Below are 18,349 nucleotides of genomic sequence, written 5' to 3' on the forward strand. Positions count from 1 at the left end.
CGGTGGTGTTGACCTGAGCAATACAGTTACCGACAGCGCCCCGGCATGCCCGGGGCGTCTGTTGTTCGGCGCCAGAGTTCTGGTGCTTTTTTGAACCCAAGAGAATAATCCTTGTTTTTTGATCGCCCGGAATCCGGTGAACTTGCGGTGCTGGTACACCTGGAGCTTTCCGCCATCGACAGCCCCGATGACCCCCGTGAATTTGAAGAGTTGGCACTGTCGGCCGGTGCCGATCCAGTAGCATTCATCTTCGGCACTCGCGCCAAGCCAGACCCTAAAACCTTTGTCGGTAAAGGTAAGCTGGAGGAAATCAACGAGATGGTGCAAAAGCACGGTGCAGAGCTGGTGCTTTTCGATCACACCTTGTCGCCGAGCCAGGAGCGCAATATCGAGCGCGAGCTCAAGTGCCGGGTGCTCGACCGCACCGGATTGATTCTCGACATTTTCGCCCAGCGCGCCCGCACTCACGAGGGCAAGTTGCAGGTAGAGTTGGCGCAGCTGCGCCACATGTCTACACGCCTGGTACGGGGCTGGACCCACCTGGAGCGACAGAAGGGTGGTATCGGCCTGCGCGGTCCCGGTGAAACACAGTTGGAAACCGACCGTCGCCTGCTGCGCGCGCGCATTGACGCTATCGAAAAACGTCTGGACAAGGTGCGCCGCCAGCGCGAGCAGGGGCGTCGAGCGCGCTCTCGCGCGGATGTCGCCACCGTGTCTCTGGTGGGATACACCAACGCCGGCAAATCTACCCTGTTCAACCGTGTCAGCGATGCCGATGTGTATGTTCGCGACCAGCTGTTTGCAACACTGGACCCGACCATGCGCCGGGTGGACCTGCCGAATGTGGGGGCGATGATCCTCGCCGACACCGTGGGTTTCGTCTCCCATCTGCCGCACCGCCTGGTCGAGGCGTTCCGCGCCACCCTGGAAGAGGCCGCGAGTTCTTCTCTGCTGTTGCACGTGGTGGATGCGGCGGCGGAAAACCGCCTGCACCTGATCGAGGAGGTGCAGCTGGTGCTCGAGGAAATCGGTGCGGCGGAACTGCCACACCTGATGGTGTACAACAAAATCGACCTGCTGGCGGACATGGAGCCACGTATCGACCGCGACGACCAGGGCGTGCCGCGAGCGGTGTGGCTGTCGGCGGTCACCGGTGCCGGTTGCGACCTGCTGGTGGAAGCCATCGCCGAGCGCCTCGGCAACCAGATGGTGAGTGGTGCTCTGGTGATCCCGCCGCAACATGCGCGCCTGCGCGCGCAACTGTTTGCCGGCAACGCGGTACAACAGGAGAGTTACCGGGATAATGGCGACGCCGAATTGCACGTGATTATGCCGCGCTCTGAACTGCAGCGGCTGCTCGCGCCCTTCCGCGAAGTGGGCAATCCACCGCAGTGGTTGCCGGAAAACCCCGAAGCGGAGCCAAAACCGGAAGACTGGGAAGCCAGTTGAGCACAGGCGTCGTATAGAAACACAGCGTCGCGGGGGAAAATGCTAGAATTTCGCGACAGCTAACGATTAATAAATTGATTGAATTGGAGTTGACCAATGGCCTGGAATGAACCGGGTGGTAATAACAAGGACCCTTGGGGTGGTGGTAATCGCAACAATGACGGTCCCCCAGACCTGGACGAACTGCTGCGCAAGATGCAGCAAAAGCTGAACGGCCTGTTCGGCGGCAAGCCCTCCCCATCAGATGACGGCAGCCCCGTTGGCGGTGGCAGTTTCCCCTGGTCTCTGGTGCTGATCGTACTCGCGGTGGTTTACGGCCTGTGGGGCTTTTACCAGGTGGATGCGAGCCAGTCCGCCGTGGTGCTGCGCCTCGGTAAATATCACGAGACCGTCAACTCCGGTCTGCACTGGAATCCGCCGTTGATCGACAATGTCACCAAGGTGAATATGACCGAAGTGCGTACCGAGCGCACCACCGGCCAGATGCTCACCGAGGACGCGAGCATTGTGGACGTGGTGCTGCAGGTGCAGTGGCACATCGACGATGCGGAGTCCTTCGTCCTGCGCGTTGCCGATCCGCTCAAGAGTTTGCAAGAGGCCACCGACAGCGCGGTGCGTCACATCGTGGGCTCGCAGACGCTGAACGGCGTCATCTCCCAGAATCGTACCCAGGTCGCAGCGGAAACCCAGAATCGCCTGCAGGAATACCTGGACCTGTACCAGACCGGTATCCGCGTTGACGTGGTGAACCTCACCGATGCCAAGGCGCCGCGGGAAGTGCAGGACGCGTTCGATGACGTGGTGCGCGCCCGCGAGGATGAGGTGCGCCTGCAGAACGAGGCCCAGGCCTATGCCAACCAGGTAATTCCGGTGGCTCGCGGTCAGGCCCAGCGCATGCTGGAAGAAGCGGAAGCGTACAAATCCCGCGTCGTGGAAAGCGCTCGTGGTGAAGCCTCACGCTTCGAGCAGTTGCTCACCGCATATCAGCGCGCGCCGGAGGTGACCCGTGAGCGTATGTACCTGGATACGGTGCAGGACGTCATGAGCAACACTTCCAAGGTGATGGTGGATGTTGAAGGCGGTAACAACATGATGTATTTGCCGCTCGACAAGCTGGCGGAGAGTTCTGCTACCTCAGCGAGTCAGCGCCCGCAGGTTACTCCCCAGGTGATCGATGAGATTTCACAGCGGGTGATCAACCAGTTGCGTACGGAAGCGAACAACAACAGCCGTCGCGCCCGCGAAGTGCGTTAAGGGAGAGATGTAATGAACAGCAATAAATCATTATTTGTCATCGCCCTGATCCTGATAGGTTTACTGGTCCTGTCCAGCTGCGCTTTTGTGGTGAAGGAAACCGAGAAGGCGGTGCTGCTGCGCTTTGGTGAGCTCGTGCGCACCGATTACAAGCCCGGCCTGTATTTCAAGTTGCCGCTGGTACATGAGCTGCGCAAATTCGATGCCCGTATCCAGACCGTGGATTCGCAACCGGTGCGGATGCTGAACAGCGAAAATAAGTTCATGATGGTGGACTCGTACGCCAAATTCCGCATTGTGGACGTTGGTCGTTTCTACGTGGCTACTCGCGGTGATGAGCGCAATGCCGTGCGCCTGCTGGCGGAGCAGATCAACAACCGCCTGCGTAACCAGTTCGGTGTGCGTGACCTGCACGAAGTGGTGAGCGGCCAGCGCGACCAGCTGATGGCCGATATCACCAAGAACCTGAATGAGTCGGCGAAGGGAGATCTCGGGGTGGAAATTGTCGATGTGCGGGTAAAGCGCATCGATTTGCCACCGGAAGTATCGGAGTCCGTATTCCAGCGGATGCGCGCAGGGCGTGAGCTACAGGCGCGTGATCACCGCGCCAAAGGCCAGGAGGCCAGCGAGCGGATCCGTGCAAATGCCGACCGCCAGAAAGTGGTGATCGAGGCCGAGGCCTACCGCCAGGCGGAAGAACTGCGCGGTGCCGGGGATGCGGAAGCGGCAAAGATCTATGCCGACGCTTACAGCAAGAACCCGGAGTTCTACCGCTTCTCCCGCAGCCTTACCGCTTACCGCGAGTCCTTCAAGGACAAGAGCGATATGCTACTGATGGCGCCGGATAGCGAGTTTTTCCGCTACCTGAAGGACCCGAGCGGTAAATAACCCCGTCCTTACTCGCGAACTTCCATGGCGGTACCGGACACCGATACCGCCATGGGCGAGACAGTGGCCCCAATCCAGTTGGGACTGGCCACATCCCAGCCAATTAGTGGTAAAATCCCCCAAACCGGGCCGGCGCCCGGTTTTTTTGTGTCGGTGCGGTGGACGTCTTCTGGCTGACTGCCTGACCACAAAATCCGCTCGCCGGGATTGAAGTTGTCACGGTCCAGAACCGTACCGTTAACTGTCGAACGCCCACACCATGACCCAAGCTGAACGCTGGATGCTACCGGATGGCATCGCCGAGATTTTGCCCGCAGACGCCAAGCGGGTGGAAACCCTGCGCAGAAACCTGCTGGATCTCTACCACCGCTGGGGCTACGAGATGATCATTCCGCCGATGGTGGAATTCACCGACTCCCTGCTGATTGGCATGGGGCGAGACGTCGATCTCCGAACCTTTCGCGTGACCGATCAGCTCTCCGGGCGCAGCCTGGGGATCCGCGCGGATATCACGCCACAAGCGGCGCGCATCGACTCCCACAGTTTTCCCCGCAGCGGCGCCAACCGTCTCTGCTATGCGGGCCAGGTGCTCTATACCCGCCCGCGTGCGCCGATGGGCCCGCGCGCGCCGATCCAGATCGGCGCCGAACTCTACGGCGTTGAGAGCCTGCAGGGCGATATCGAAGTCATCAGCCTGATGCTCGAAACCCTCAGTAGTGCCGGCATCCGCGAGATCCACCTCGACCTGGGGCATGTGGCCATTTTCCGCAGCCTGGCGGAGGCGGCAGCACTCGACAGCGAGCAGCAGGCGGCACTTACCGCACTGCTGCAGAGCAAGGCGGTGGCGGATATCGAGCGCTGGGTCGAGGAAAATGTGGCCGACGCGCAGGCGGCGAGCTGGCTGCGCGCCTTGCCGCGCCTCGCCGGCGGCAGTGAATGCCTGGTGCGCGCGCGCGAGGTGTTTGCCAACGGACCGCGGGCACTGGTCAGCGCGCTGGAAGAACTGCAGCAGGTGGCCGACGCCGTGGCGCGCCGCTACCCGCAGGTGACCCTGTTTTTTGATCTCGGTGAAATGCGCGGCTACGACTACGAGACCGGACTGGTCTTCGCCGCCTACTCCCCGGGCCACGGCCAGGCACTGGCCAACGGCGGCCGTTACAACGGTATCGGCGCCGTATTCGGGCGCGACCGCGCGGCCACGGGGTTCAGTACCGATCTGGCCGCCATCAACGCGTTGGGGCAGAACGGCGCCCCTGAAGAGAGGGCGATCCTGGCTCCCGCGAGCGATTGTGCCGAGCTGTGGCGGACCGTCGGCGCCCTGCGCGCCAGCGGCGAGGTGGTGATCAGTGCGATGCCCGGTGAGGGCTGCGACGACACCGAAACCCTGGCTCGCTGTGACCGCGAGCTGGTTCGGGAAGGCGGCACCTGGGTGGTGAAGCCGCGCTCCTGAACCCTAGACTATCCAGTTGATTGAAGAATTCCAGGCCGCACGACGGGCGCGGCCGCTCCTTTTATCCGCCCGTCCAACGTTGAACTGACGACACGAGATTTACGCACATGGGCAAGAATGTAGTGGTGCTGGGCACCCAGTGGGGCGACGAAGGCAAAGGCAAGATCGTCGATCTGCTCACCGAAAAAGTCGCACTGGTAGTCCGCTTCCAGGGCGGTCACAACGCCGGCCACACCCTGGTGATCAACGGTGAAAAAACCGTACTGCACCTGATTCCCTCCGGCGTGCTGCGCCCGGACGTGACCTGCCTGATCGGCAACGGCGTGGTGTTGTCCCCGGAAGCCCTGCTGAAAGAAATGGCGGGTCTGGAAGCCGCGGGCGTGCCGGTGCGCAAACGCCTGCGTCTGTCCCCGGCGTGTCCGCTGATCCTGCCGGTGCACGCTGCGCTGGACCTGGCGCGCGAAAAAGCCCGCGGTGACAAGGCCATCGGCACCACCGGCCGCGGCATCGGCCCGGCCTATGAAGACAAGGTGGCCCGTCGCGGCCTGCGTCTCGGCGACCTGTGCAACTGGGACAACTTCTGCGCCCAGCTGAAAGAGCTGCTGGAGTACCACAACTTCGCCCTGACCCAGTACTACAAGGTCGATCCGGTGAGCTACGAGGACACCCTGAAGCTGGCGGAAACCTGGCGTGAAGAGCTGGTGCCGATGATCACCGATGTGGCGGATCACCTGCACAAGGCCCGTGAAAACGGTGAACACATCCTGTTCGAAGGGGCCCAGGGCTCGCTGCTGGACATCGACCACGGCACCTATCCGTATGTGACTTCTTCCAACACCACCGCTGGCGGCACCGCTACCGGCTCCGGTTTCGGCCCGCTGTACCTGGATTATGTGCTGGGTATCACCAAGGCCTACACCACCCGTGTGGGCGGTGGTCCTTTCCCCACCGAGCTGGATTGCGATGTAGGTCGTCACCTGGGTGAGAAAGGCCACGAGTTCGGTGCCACCACGGGTCGTCGTCGCCGCACCGGCTGGTTTGATGCGGTCGCGGTGCGCCATGCGATCCGTATCAACAGCATCTCCGGCCTGTGCCTGACCAAGCTGGATGTACTGGATGGCCTGAAAGAAGTAAAAATCTGTGTGGGCTACCGCAACGCCGCCGGTGAGGAAGTGCCGGTGCCGTTTGACGCGGCTGGCTGGGAAGGCGTAGAGCCGGTGTACGAGACCATGCCGGGCTGGGACGAAACTACCTACGGTGTGCGCCGTGAGGCAGACCTGCCGCAGACTGCGCGCGATTACATCGCGCGTATTGAGGAACTGGTGGGCGCGCCCATCGATATCATTTCCACCGGTCCGGACCGCGTGCAGACCATCGTGCGCGAATCTTCCGCCCTGTGCGAAATGGGTATCCACAACCCCAGCGTCTGATATCCCCGCCTTGCCCCGGGACCGGTGTACAACCGCCGGTCCCGACTGTCTCCCTTTCTCCGGACCCGGCCCGTTTTCGGCGCCCGCTAATTAGCGGAAACCCTCCTCTGCAGGGCACTTTCCCTGGGCAATACTGCGCCTCTATTTTTCCCCTCCGCCCCTGTGTCACCGTTAACCACCGACCCTTCCCTATACTCCCTCAATTTCGTTGAAAACGCGGATTATTGACCTGCAGAGGGCGTCAGATGGCACTTTGGAAACCCGATCCATCCTTTTATCCATCGCCAAAAATGGCGATGGCGGCGCCGCCAGAGCGGCATGCGTTTGTGGCGGCGCTGAATTACGGCCGCAACGACAAGCCGGACGCCATCTGTGTGGTGGATCTTGATCCGGATTCCGACCGTTATGCCACGGTATTGAACACACTGGAATTGCCACATGTCGGCGACGAGCTGCATCACTTCGGTTGGAACGCCTGCAGCTCCGCCCTGTGTCCGTTTGCACCCCACCCGCACCTGGAACGGCGGTATCTCGTGGTGCCCGGAATTCGTAGCTCCCGCATGTACATCATCGATACCAAGCCAGACCCGACAAATCCCCACATCACCAAAGTGATCGAACCGGATGAGCTCATGGCCAAGTCCGGTTACAGCCGTCCTCACACCGTACACTGTGGGCCGGATGCGATTTATGTCAGCGCCATGGGCTCCGCCGATGGTGAGGACGGCCCCGGTGGGATTTTCATGCTGGATCATTTCAGTTTCGAGGTGAAAGGTCCCTGGGAAATTGACCGCGGGGACCAGGAGCTGGCCTATGACTTCTGGTGGCATCTGGCGGAAGATGTACTGGTCAGTAGCGAGTGGGCCAAGCCCCACCAGTTTGAGAACGGGCTGGTGCCCCAGGACCTGCTGGCGAATAAATACGGTCATCGCCTGCACTTCTGGGACCTGCGCAAGCGCAAGCTGGTACAGACCGTCGACCTCGGCCCGCAGCACCAGATGGCGCTCGAGCTGAGGCCCGCCCACGATCCGCGCAAGGCTTATGGCTTTGCCGGGGTTGTCATCAGTACCGAGGATCTGTCCGCCTCCATCTGGTACTGGCACCGCAAGGATGGACAGTGGGCCGTGGACAAGGTCATCACCATTCCGGCGGTACCTGCCTCCGAGGACGAACTGCCCCCGGCACTCAAGCCGTTTGGCGCGGTGCCGCCACTGGTCAGCGATATTGACCTGTCCCTGGATGACCGCTTCCTCTACGTCTCGTGCTGGGGCACGGGGGAGCTGCTGCAGTACGATGTATCTGATCCGCTCAAGCCCATCCTGGCCGGAAAGGTAACCATCGGCGGAATCGTTAACAAAACCCCGCACCCGAAGGCCGGCGCACCCCTGCTGGGCGGGCCGCAGATGGTGGAAATCAGTCGCGATGGCAAGCGGGTCTATTTCACCAACTCGCTCTATAGCACTTGGGACGACCAGTTTTACCCGGACAAAATGGGTGGTTGGATGGTGAAAGTGAACGTGCAGCCGGAGGGCGGCATGGCACTGGATCCGGATTTCTTCGTAGATTTTGGCGAAACCCGGGTACACCAGATTCGCCTGGAAGGTGGGGACGCTTCCACCGACTCCTTCTGCTACCCGTCGTGAGCCTGTGGATCACATGGGTTTAGCGGCATTGGCGCCCTGGCTGGCAATGCTGGGTTTTGGCGCATTTCATGGCCTTAATCCCGGAATGGGCTGGTTGTTTGCGCTCTCTCTCGGACTGCAACAGCAGCGCGAGAGGGTGATATGGGTCGCCCTGTTACCCATCGCCGCAGGCCATGCTCTCGCGATCGCATTTGCCGCCGCGTTGGTCCTGCTGGGCTCGCGGCTGATTTCCCTGGCGGCCCTGCAGTGGCTGACCGCGGCCGCACTGTTGCTGTTCGGCCTCTACAAATTGTTCAATTACTACCGACACCCCCGCTGGGTTGGGATGAAAGTTGGTCTGCGCGACCTGTTTCTATGGTCCTTCCTGATGGCCACTGCTCACGGCGCTGGCCTTATGGTGGTGCCCGCGTTGATCGGCATGGCCGCCACGGAAATGGGGCAGGGTGCCCACGCGGGTCACGGCATGCCGGGAGGAGCGAGCATACTGTTGGCAGTGGGAGTCCACACCCTGGCCATGTTGCTCGTAATGGGGGTGACGGCGTGGCTGGTATACCGCAAGCTTGGCCTGGCCATTCTGCGTCAGCACTGGATTAACTTTGATCTGATCTGGGCGATTGCTCTACTGCTCGCAGCGGCGATTGCAGTACTGATGGCGATGTAATGCTCCATAAAAGCGGTCGTTGTCGCTGATTACTGGTGGACTCTGAGCGACATGGATACCGATCGGTCCCAATCAGCGCTTGTCACTCCGGGCGGAAACCCAGATGATTAGACCAATCTTAAGTATATGGTCACATTTTTCTGCCATACTGGCAGTCGTATTCAGATCGGGAACTCATTATGTCCAGCATGTCCGCCAGCGTGAGCAAGCGCTACAGCTTCGCCGAGGAGATTGCCAACAGCATCACCCACGGTATCGGGGCACTGCTGGCCATTGCCGGACTGGGAGTGCTGTGTGGCTTCGCGGCCCTGCGCGGGGATGTCTGGCATATCGTCAGCAGCAGCATTTATGCGGCCACCCTGATCCTGTGTTTCTTGTCGTCCACCCTCTACCACAGCATTACCCACGAGGGCGCCAAGCAGGTGCTGCGCACCCTGGACCATTCCGCCATTTTTCTGTTGATCGCCGGTACCTACACACCGTTTACCCTGGTGACCCTGCGCGGGCCTTGGGGCTGGTCGCTGTTCGTGGTGATCTGGGGGCTGGCGCTACTGGGGCTGATCATCCAGTTCACGCCGCTGAAAAAGGTTCGTGCCCTGTCCATTACCCTGAGTGCACTGATGGGCTGGGTGGTAATCGCGGCAATCAAGCCGCTTATGGACAACCTCGCGCCCGGTGGCCTGTGGCTGCTGGTACTTGGCGGTCTCTGCTATACCGGCGGTATTGCTTTTTACCTGTGGCGCGGCTTGCGTTTCCATCACGCCATCTGGCACCTGTTCGTACTGGCGGGCGGTGTGCTGCATTTCTTTGCTGTGCTGTTTTATGTGATCCCGCCGGCGGCATAATTCCAACTTCGCAATCCTCCGTTGAAAAGAGTGTCGGTCCGGTCACAGCCTGAGTGACTGGCGCTTCTCCTCCCTTTCCGTTGACGGGCTTCCGTTCTACCCTTGTGCGAGCTGTTTTTGCCAAGGAGTTGTCATGGTCCAGTCCACCACGGCGCCGACGCGCCGCTTCGGTTTGATGTCTTTTTTATTTTCCGCGCTGCTCTTGTTGCCAATGCTGGCGGCCGCCGCAGCGGACCCCGGATTTGAAAAGTGGAAGCGGGAGTTCCGCAAACAGGCGCTGAGTGAGGGGATTACCGCGGAGACGTTCGACCGCGCCTTCAAGGGAATCGATTCCCCGGATCAGTGGGTGTTGGACAAGGCGAGCTTCCAGCCGGAATTCAAGGCGCCGGCATGGCAGTACTTCGACAACCGCATCACCAAATATGCGGTAAAGCGCGGGCGCGAGAAGAAACAGGAATTACAGCCCTGGCTGGAGAAAATCGATAAGAGGTTCGGGGTAAACCCGAACATCCTGCTGGCGATCTGGTCGATGGAATCGAGCTTCGGTGCGATCCTGGACAACCAGAATGTGATGCGCAGTGTGGTGCGCTCCCTGGCCACCCTGGCCTATGCCGACCCCAAACGCAAAAAGTTCGGCACCAGCCAGCTGCTGGCCGCGCTGAAAATCCTGCAAAGTGGTGATATCGACGAGAGCCATCTGACCGGCTCCTGGGCGGGTGCGATGGGGCACACCCAGTTTATCCCCACCAGTTACCAGGCTTACGCGGTGGATATGGATGGCGACGGCAAGCGCGACATCTGGAATTCTGTGCCGGATGCACTGGCGACGGCGGCCAGTTTGTTGAACAAAAATGGCTGGCGCACCGGAGAGACCTGGGGCTATGAGGTGACGATTCCTGAGCGCAAGCTGCCGGCGGGCAAGTTAACGATTGCGGAGTGGGAAAAGCTCGGGGTGAAGCGGGTGCGCGGACAGGCGTTTCCACGCCCTGATGATGTTGCGGAGTTGAAGGTACCGGCGGGGCGCGGTGGTCCTGCGTTTCTGGTGCTGAAGAATTTCTATGTGATCAAGCGTTACAACAATTCCGATCGCTATGCGTTGGCGGTGGGGATTCTGGCGGACCAGATCGGTGGGGCGGAGCCTCTGACGAAGGATTGGAAGCGTCCGTTTACCAAGCTGGATCAGGATGAGGTGGTGGAGCTTCAGACCAAGTTGAAGGAGAAGGGGTTCTACGACGGTGAGATCGACGGCAAGGCCGGCGAGGGAACGCGCAAGGCGATTCTCAAGTTTGAGGAGAGTGCCGGCGTTGAGTTGCAGGGCTTCCCGAGTAAAGAAGTTTTGGAATTGCTGCGTAAGAAATAATAAAGCGGTATTTTCTGGTCCAGTGGCTGTCAGGCAGCGGGTGAAGCATTTCGAAACCGAGCTGGGCGCCCCCCTTCAATACGTCCCTGTACGCTGCGTCGGCGACGTCCTTGTCGCCGACGCTTTCGAAATGCTTCTCCCGCTACCTGACCTTCACTTCAAGTTTCTACACTTCGTAAGCAGCTGATTCAGTAATTTTCTTCCGGCAGCAGTGTGTCCTGCAGCAATTCCAGATTTTCCAGTACCTCATTGGGTTCGTGGAAATAGGCCACGTGGTACATCGCCTCTCCCTCCTGCACCAGCGGAATATTCTGCATGCCGATAATGATGCCATCGGCGTCCGCGACCACTTTTTCCAGCTCGTTGCCATAGAGGTCGGCGATGGTGGCGAGGGTGTCGCCTTTGTGCACATGGTCGCCGAGGTGGCGTTTGTGGTTGACGATGCCGCTGTCGCCGGCGCGCCGCCAGCCGCTGCGGCGGGCGATGAAGGGTTCGATGCCGTGAGGGGATTTTTTTGGGGGCAGCATCTGCAAGTGGCGCAGGACGTTGAGCACCCCTTTTACGCCGGCGCGGATACAGAATTCGTCGAAGCGCAGGGCTTCGCCGGCTTCATACAGCAGGATACGCACGCCGAGATCGGCGGCAGCCTGGCGCAGTGAGCCGTCGCGCAGGGTGGAGTTCAACAGTACCGGGACACCAAAGGCGGCGGCCATGGCGCGGGTTTGCTGGTCGTCGAGATTGGCGCGGATCTGCGGTAGGTTGCTGCGGTGCAGGGCACCGGTGTGGAGGTCGATACCGTAATCACACTTGGAGACGATTTCGTCGAGGAATACATGGGCCATACGTGCGGCCAGGGAGCCGCGCGCGGAGCCGGGGAAGGAGCGGTTGAGGTCGCGGCGGTCGGGGAGGTAGCGGGAATGCTGCAACACGCCATAGACGTTGACCACCGGCACGGCGATAAGGGTACCGCGCAGGGAGCGCAGCGCCTTGCTGTTGATAAGGCGACTGATGATTTCAACTCCGTTTAGCTCGTCGCCGTGAAGGGCAGCGCACACGAAGATGGTGGGGCCGGATTTTTTTCCACGCTTTACGTATACGGGGATGCCCATTTCCGTATCGGTATACAGGCGCACGATGGGCAGTTCTATTTTGCGGGTTTCACCGCGGGCGACAGCGACACCGGCGATGGTGATTACATCTTCCATGGGTTGTTGTTATTTCTGCTTGGATGTGACGTCTATTGTAGAAGTGACTTTCCGGTTGGTGGAAGTCAGAAAGCTGGTTTGTGGATATCCGCGAGTGAGGTTGCGGATCTGTCACCTGCCACTGTTAGAATCAGGTGAAGTTCGGGCGGCGTGCGTCCGGAAAGGATAAAGCTGGATGTAGGTGGCGATGAAACCCGAATTGATAAAAACGGCCCTGATTCTCGGGTTATTGAGTTGTGTTGGCCCCTTCGCCATCGACATGTACCTGCCGGCGATGCCGGCCATGGCAGAGGATTACGGGGTGCCGACGGCGATGTCCCAGTACACCCTGGTGTCCTTCTTCATCGCGTTCGGCATCTGCCAGCTGTTCTACGGTCCGGCGGCGGATATGTTCGGGCGCAAACCGCCGCTGTATTTCGGGCTGGTACTGTTCCTGTTCGCCTCCGTGGGCTGCGCACTGGCGCCCACCATCGAGTGGCTCATCGCTCTGCGCTTTGTGCAGGGAGTCGGTGCTGCCTCGGTAATGTCGATTCCGCGCGCGATCATCCGCGACCGCTATACCGGCACCGAAGCCACGCGTCTGATGACGACGATCATGCTGGTGGTATCCATTTCTCCCATGCTGGCGCCTCTGGTCGGCAGTCTGCTGATGAAACCGTTCGGCTGGCCGGCGGTGTTTTACGGGGTGGCGCTGGCGACTGTGGCGAGTCTTATGCTGATCCGCTTTGCGCTGCCGGAAACACTGCCGGCGTCCGCGCGCGCGCCAATCAGGCTGAGCGTCATGTTCGATGCCTTCCGGGTATTGCTGCAAGATGCCTATTTCATGGGAATGACGTTGATTGGCGGTATGGCGATGGCGAGTTTCTTTTCGTTTCTGTCCATCGCTGCCTTCCTGTACACGGATTACTACGGCCTGACACCTACCCAGTTCAGCCTGGCATTTGCCATGAACGCGCTGGGCTTTTTTGTCAGCAGCCAGTTTGCGGCCAATTTGTGTGAGCGTTTTGGCGGAGTGTCTGTCGTTAAATGGGCGGTGACCGGCTTTGCCCTGAGCGCGCTGCTGAACCTGTTGCTGAACCTGTTGGGTGTCGATGACTTTGGAGTGTTGGTGGGGCTGTTGCTGCTGGGCAACGGATTCCTTGGCCTTGTCGTACCCACCAGCATGGTGTTGTCGCTGGATGAGCACGGCCCCATCGCGGGCACGGCCGCGGCTCTCGGCGGCACACTGCAGATGATGCTCGGGGCGGCCGCCATCGGCATTGTGAGTGCAGCGTTCGACGGGTCTCCGCTGACACTGGTGGCGGCCATCGCCATCTGCGGAGTATTGGCGGTACTGCTATTCCTGTTGACCCTGCGCCAGTCAGTAGCTCCGGCAACGACCTGAGCATGCGCGCATTGCGACAAAAAAAGCCCGGCATATGCCGGGCTTTTTTATTGCCGGATCAGAGTTCGATCCAGGCATCAGCCCAGTTGGTCCCGGTGCCCGGGCCGTAATGGTAGGCACTGTTGATATTGCACCACTGTCCCTCCGGGAAGGGGCGGCACTGATAGAGGCCGCCGTCGCCGCCGACTACTACGGTCTCTCCAGGCACGTAACTGCCGATGCCTGCGGGATACACGTAATCGTAATCCCCGTTTCCGGTGGACTCGGGTATGTGCGCAATGCTGGCGGTAGTCGTCGCGGTGGCTTGGCCATCATTCACTGCGAGTTCGATGGTGACCGTCTGCGCCTCCATCGGAGCATCGAGGCCAAGTGCTACGTTCACATCGCTGGTGCTGCTGAGGATTGCACCGGCGCCACTCAGGATCTGCCAGCGGTAGCTCAGGGCATCGCCATCCGGGTCGCTGGACTGACTGGCAGACAAATTGATCACCCCGGCGCCGGTCAGGCTGCTGGGTGAGACGTCGATGACGGCACTTGGGGTTGCGTTGGTATCCGCCGGCTGGATGTCCACCTCGTGGCTCAGGTTCAGGTCTGCCTGAGTGTAAACGCGATTGCCGGAGGCGCTCTGCACCGGTGCGATGGTGTCGCTGGCCGGGTCGAGCACACCGATGCGGGCATATTGGGATTGAGAGTTGACGGCGTTGGCGAATCCCAGTGCCCAGTCCGACGCTGTGGCATCCTGGCCCAGGGTGTAGGCGATACTTTCCAGGTCGTTGCCGCTGCTATTGAACAGGCGTAGGGTCACCTGGCTGCCGGCGGGCAGGCTCGACTGTGCCTGCAGTGCCCCCTTGTCGGCCCAAGCGCTGGTGCTGCCGCCGCCGAGCACGACGTCGGCACAGGAATAGAAGGCCTCGGTACTGTCATTGCGCTGCCAGGTGGTAAAGATCACGTGCTTACCGGTGAGCTGTGGCAGCGGACAGGTGAGGGTGTAGCGCTTGTCCGCGCCCACCGGCACATTGCCATGGCGGCAGAATTCAAACAGATCATCCCACTTCAGCGGCTCACTGCCGCTGTAGCCCTGGCGGGTGACATAGAAAATCCAGTCGCGGGTACTGTGGGGGGCGGTGGCGCGAAATCGGAAATCAAAAGTGCCGTCTGCATTGGGGGTGATGGGCGTCGCCTGCCAGTCGCTGCGGGCGAGATTCATGCCCGCGTACTTGCTGCGCCCTCCGGCACACAGCTGGCCGTCCGGCACCAGCGCGCGGTGGTTGCCGTCGGCGTTCGCCTGGTTAATTTCATTCCAGTCGTAGAAGGGTTGCGAGCCGCCCACTGCCTTGGCTGCGGCACAGGCCGGGTCGGAGGGGTTTTCCGGATTGTTGAGAAAGCAATTGTAGATACGGCTTTCGGGTACCTCCATGGTGCCGTGCGCCAGGGTGACCTGACTGAAGGCTCCGAGCAGCAGTGGTGCGGCGCTAGCGATGACGGCGAGGGTGGCGGCCGTGGGCGGTGCGGGCCTGCGGCCCGCTTTGCGGACGGTGAATTTCATGGCGATTTCCTGCTTATTGTTGTTTGTCTTGTCGGTGTGCGTGGGCAGCAGGTCACGGATACACAAATGACAACGCTGTCTTGCGTTCGCCATGCTAATGGAAGCCGCTCCCAGGCAAAGGGGAGCGGGCGCCAATAAGGTGCACAATCGTGCTAATTTGGGGTGTCGGAAAGCGGAACTGTGATGTATTCGCGGTCGGTGGATAGCCCGTCGCGGCCGTCCAAAACTAGGCGCTGACCGGCATCCAGCGGTGCGGACCAGATACCATCGACCGCCAGGTGCCAGTAACTGAATTCCCGGTAGACCAGTTGCGTCTCGCCATCGAGGATACCATCGCTACCGCGGAAGGCTCCGGGGCCTCGGCTATTCGGGGAGGGTTCCTGCTGACAGTCCCAGAGCGGCGTCTTTTCCGGGGCGTCCGCATCCAACAGCGCCAGCAGGTGCCCGCTGTCGTCTGCGACATAGAAATGCCGCTGCTCGTGGGCTGAGTTGCCTTCCTCGCGCCTGTGCGCATCGACACGTGTAAGCCGCGCCAGTGGGCTGTGGTGCAGTGGATGGTGCAGGTAGTGGGTGGTGGTTCGACTGTCGTCGAGTCGCGAGGTTTCATGCCAGAGGCCGAAGCTGCTCCAGTAACTGGATACCCGCCGCTGTCGGTGGGAGCGGCGGTGGCTGCTGGTTTTCATGAGCCGGCGTCCAAACGGGTCGTAGCGGAAATAGGTGCTGAAGTCGCCGCACTCGGCACTGTGCATCAATCCCCAGCCATCGAACTGGTACTGGTAATACAGTTGCTCGCCGGCGGTCGCACGCACCTCATTCACAATATTCCCGCGCTGGTCATAGAGATCCGCAGTTGCCTGCGGTAACGGTTCGGCGCGCGTGAGGATAAAGTCCGGAATGACGTGAACTCCGGCTGCGGCTGCTCCCTCTGGATTTACTTGCCAGCGCCACTGTTCAGGGTTTTCGTTGGAGTGTTCGGGAGCGAGAGCAATGCAGCCAAGCGTGCCGTGGAAAAAATGCCGCTCCACTTTGTAATCACCGAGGTTCCAAGTCTCGCTCACCATGCCACTACTTTCATCAATACCGGAATCTTCGCATTCGGTGCGCAACAGCATCTTGCCATTGGCATCCATTCCGTAGAGTGCACCACTGGCAGAGAAGATGTAGGCGATATTGATGTTGTCTGAGCTGGATGTCCGCAGCCAGCCGCGCGCGTCGTAATCGTGATTAATGCTGAGGCTTTCGCGGCGGTTGTCGATAGTGATGTCGTGGTGCTCCGCAATCAGTCGATTGCGGTTGTCGTAGCGAAAGCGTTGATGACAGTAGTCATTCGATGCAAGAACAAGGCGGCCACCATCGTCGAAATGAAAGCGACAGTGCTGACCGTTATTGTTGCGAATCTGTGCCAGCGCTCCGCTTGCGTCATATTCGAGATACCAGTGGTTATCGCTGTCACGGTACTCGCTCACTTGGCCGTTCTCGTCATACTGCCACTCGCGCTTTCTACCCCCATGGTCGGAGAATTCCCGTAGGCGTCCGTAGCCGTCGTAGCACCAGTGAAAATTACTGTCGCCTATACCCAGTCCGGACAGCTGTCCATGCCGGTTGTAGGCGAGACTCCAGGGAAGGCTGCTGGCTAAGTGCACATGGCGGATGAGATTGTGCTCATCGTACTGCCACTGCAGCAACGGCTCCGCACTGTCCACTGTACCCTGATTGATGGCGCATGGCCGCTGCTGCTGGTCTCTGACGATAGTGAAAGTGCTACCGCCAATTTCTGTCCGGATCAGCGCTCCGTTGGCGTCGTACTGCCATTCGCATTTGCGCAGGTGAAGGCCACTGCAGTTGTTTAGTCTGCCCATCTGGTCGTAATTGAAACGGCAATGGCGATCCCCACGCTGTAGCTCTCGCAGCTGGGATTGCCCATCCCAGCGCAGGGTAATAATCCCCGCTTCAGGGTCGGTGAGCTGGCGCAACTGCCCGCGCTCATCGTAATCGCAGCGCCATTTATGGCCTGCAGGATCCGTGATCGTACTTGGTCGCGATCGCTCGCCGTAACTGAATATCCAGCGCACTGCATCTGCCTGTGGTGCGACATTCGCGGCGACAAGTAAACGCCCTTGCGAGTCGTAGGTGAAACGCTGGTGCATGCCATTGCGAGTGCGACGCAGCAAACGACCGAACTCGTCGTGACGAAACAGGGTGCGCTGACCGTCCGCCTCCTGGTGCAGGCATAGGTTGCGGTAATGGTCGTAAAGGAAGCGCGATTCCCGTTGACCCTGTCGTTCCAGAATCAGATCTCCGCGCTCATCGAATTGCCAGAGTGTATCGTGACGGTCACCACAGGTAAGTGTGCACTGTCGTCTCGATGCCTGCCATCGCAGATCGAATTCCAGTGAATCTTGTTGTAGTTGGTGGCAGCGTCCGATCCTGTCAAAGGAAAATCGGATACTGCCATTGAGTGACGTGATGGTGTTGAGCTGACCATTTTCGTAGTTATAGCTTTCGCAGTCACCGCCGGCCTCAGCGCCCGCCAAAAGGTGCTGATCATCAAAGCTATAGCTGCACAACGGCCAGTCTCCGGGAGACTGGGTGTTAATGATTTTTGTCAGCTTTGCGCCGTCAAAAATGCATTCCAGTGTGCGTCCCCAGGATGTGATAATTTTGTGTGGCTGACCGTTGCGATAGTCCACGCTGAGTGTGTTGCCGAAGGCGTCGCGAATTTCACACAGTGGTGCGACGTGGCCGATACCATCCGCACGAAAAATTTTGTCTGCTTTGGCAAAGCCACCAATAAGAAAACTGTGCAAGCTCTGGCGCAGCAGGTACAGGCGCTCGCAGCGATTGAAACTGGCGTGACCGATGGCCGGCAGATCAAAAGCGATGCTGCGCCCCTCGGCGGTATGTAGGATTACCTTTGGCTCTGCTTCAGCGGTCACTTCCGGCAGCTGAAGTGCCTCGCTCAAGGTGTGCCGCCAGCCGTTGCCAAATCCCTGTTCGGTGTCTGCGCTCTGGCGATAAAAGCGCTGCCAGCGAAAGGGGAATGGGCCGGGTAACTCAAAGTCGGTGCGGTAAAACGCCAATTCGCCGTTCGCGGCGATCACATGGTTGGCAACGCGCTGGCACTGGGCCAGCGGCGGCAGCAGGTCGCCGCGAAAATTGTGTCCGGGATAGTTGCAATATTTAATCGGTATTCCGGCGGGAATTTGCAGCTGCGATATTTTCGGAGCCTGCGAA

13 protein-coding genes are annotated in these 18,349 nt (G+C 60.0%); 10 read left to right on the forward strand and 3 right to left on the reverse strand.

Translation table 11 applies throughout. The annotated features are described in order from the left end of the window. Positions 1-111 precede the first annotated feature (111 nt). From hflX to VIL80_RS13490, 9 genes are all read left to right on the forward strand, one after another. On the forward strand, positions 112-1,449 hold the full coding sequence (gene hflX, locus VIL80_RS13450; protein ID WP_332036608.1) for a ribosome rescue GTPase HflX: 1,338 nt from the start codon (positions 112-114) through the stop codon (positions 1,447-1,449). A gap of 96 nt (positions 1,450-1,545) precedes the next feature. Further along, positions 1,546-2,703, forward strand: coding sequence for an FtsH protease activity modulator HflK (hflK, locus tag VIL80_RS13455; RefSeq protein ID WP_332036609.1), 1,158 nt, complete (start codon positions 1,546-1,548; stop codon positions 2,701-2,703). 12 nt (positions 2,704-2,715) lie between these two features. Next, a complete protein-coding gene (gene hflC, locus VIL80_RS13460; RefSeq protein ID WP_332036610.1) occupies positions 2,716-3,591 on the forward strand; it encodes a protease modulator HflC in 876 nt (291 codons plus the stop codon). Between the two features lie 259 nt (positions 3,592-3,850). Beyond that, complete coding sequence (locus VIL80_RS13465; protein WP_332036611.1) at positions 3,851-5,041, forward strand: ATP phosphoribosyltransferase regulatory subunit; 1,191 nt, start codon at positions 3,851-3,853, stop codon at positions 5,039-5,041. 107 nt (positions 5,042-5,148) lie between these two features. Further along, complete coding sequence (locus VIL80_RS13470) at positions 5,149-6,471, forward strand: adenylosuccinate synthase (RefSeq protein ID WP_332036612.1); 1,323 nt, start codon at positions 5,149-5,151, stop codon at positions 6,469-6,471. Between the two features lie 245 nt (positions 6,472-6,716). Continuing rightward, positions 6,717-8,114: a selenium-binding protein SBP56-related protein gene (locus VIL80_RS13475; RefSeq protein WP_332036613.1), complete on the forward strand. Its 1,398-nt coding sequence runs from the start codon at positions 6,717-6,719 to the stop codon at positions 8,112-8,114. A gap of 13 nt (positions 8,115-8,127) precedes the next feature. Then, complete coding sequence (locus VIL80_RS13480; RefSeq protein WP_332036614.1) at positions 8,128-8,775, forward strand: hypothetical protein; 648 nt, start codon at positions 8,128-8,130, stop codon at positions 8,773-8,775. A gap of 179 nt (positions 8,776-8,954) precedes the next feature. Beyond that, the gene (gene trhA, locus VIL80_RS13485) at positions 8,955-9,620 is read left to right on the forward strand and encodes a PAQR family membrane homeostasis protein TrhA (protein WP_332036615.1); all 666 of its coding nucleotides are present in this window, start codon (positions 8,955-8,957) and stop codon (positions 9,618-9,620) included. A 133-nt stretch (positions 9,621-9,753) separates the two neighbouring features. Then, positions 9,754-10,980 (forward strand): lytic murein transglycosylase, encoded by a 1,227-nt coding sequence (locus tag VIL80_RS13490; protein WP_332036616.1) that lies wholly within the window; start codon positions 9,754-9,756, stop codon positions 10,978-10,980. Between the two features lie 188 nt (positions 10,981-11,168). Here the strand turns inward: VIL80_RS13490 and VIL80_RS13495 are convergent, their stop codons facing one another. Beyond that, positions 11,169-12,185: a succinylglutamate desuccinylase/aspartoacylase family protein gene (locus VIL80_RS13495; protein ID WP_332036617.1), complete on the reverse strand. Its 1,017-nt coding sequence runs from the start codon at positions 12,183-12,185 to the stop codon at positions 11,169-11,171. A 187-nt stretch (positions 12,186-12,372) separates the two neighbouring features. Here VIL80_RS13495 and VIL80_RS13500 point away from each other — a divergent pair, with 187 nt between their 5' ends. Beyond that, a complete protein-coding gene (locus tag VIL80_RS13500) occupies positions 12,373-13,569 on the forward strand; it encodes a multidrug effflux MFS transporter (RefSeq protein ID WP_332036618.1) in 1,197 nt (398 codons plus the stop codon). A gap of 58 nt (positions 13,570-13,627) precedes the next feature. On the opposite strand, the gene VIL80_RS13505 is transcribed toward VIL80_RS13500, so the two are convergent. Together VIL80_RS13505 and VIL80_RS13510 are read right to left on the reverse strand one after the other, a co-directional pair. Next, complete coding sequence (locus VIL80_RS13505) at positions 13,628-15,115, reverse strand: lytic polysaccharide monooxygenase (protein ID WP_332036619.1); 1,488 nt, start codon at positions 15,113-15,115, stop codon at positions 13,628-13,630. Positions 15,116-15,267: 152 nt separating this feature from the next. Further along, positions 15,268-18,216 carry a DUF6531 domain-containing protein gene (locus tag VIL80_RS13510; protein ID WP_332036620.1) on the reverse strand — a complete coding sequence of 983 codons (2,949 nt, stop codon included), beginning with the start codon at positions 18,214-18,216 and terminating at the stop codon, positions 15,268-15,270. Positions 18,217-18,349 lie beyond the last annotated feature (133 nt).

This window comes from Microbulbifer sp. (assembly GCF_036563125.1).
Classification (GTDB): Bacteria; Pseudomonadota; Gammaproteobacteria; order Pseudomonadales; family Cellvibrionaceae; genus Microbulbifer.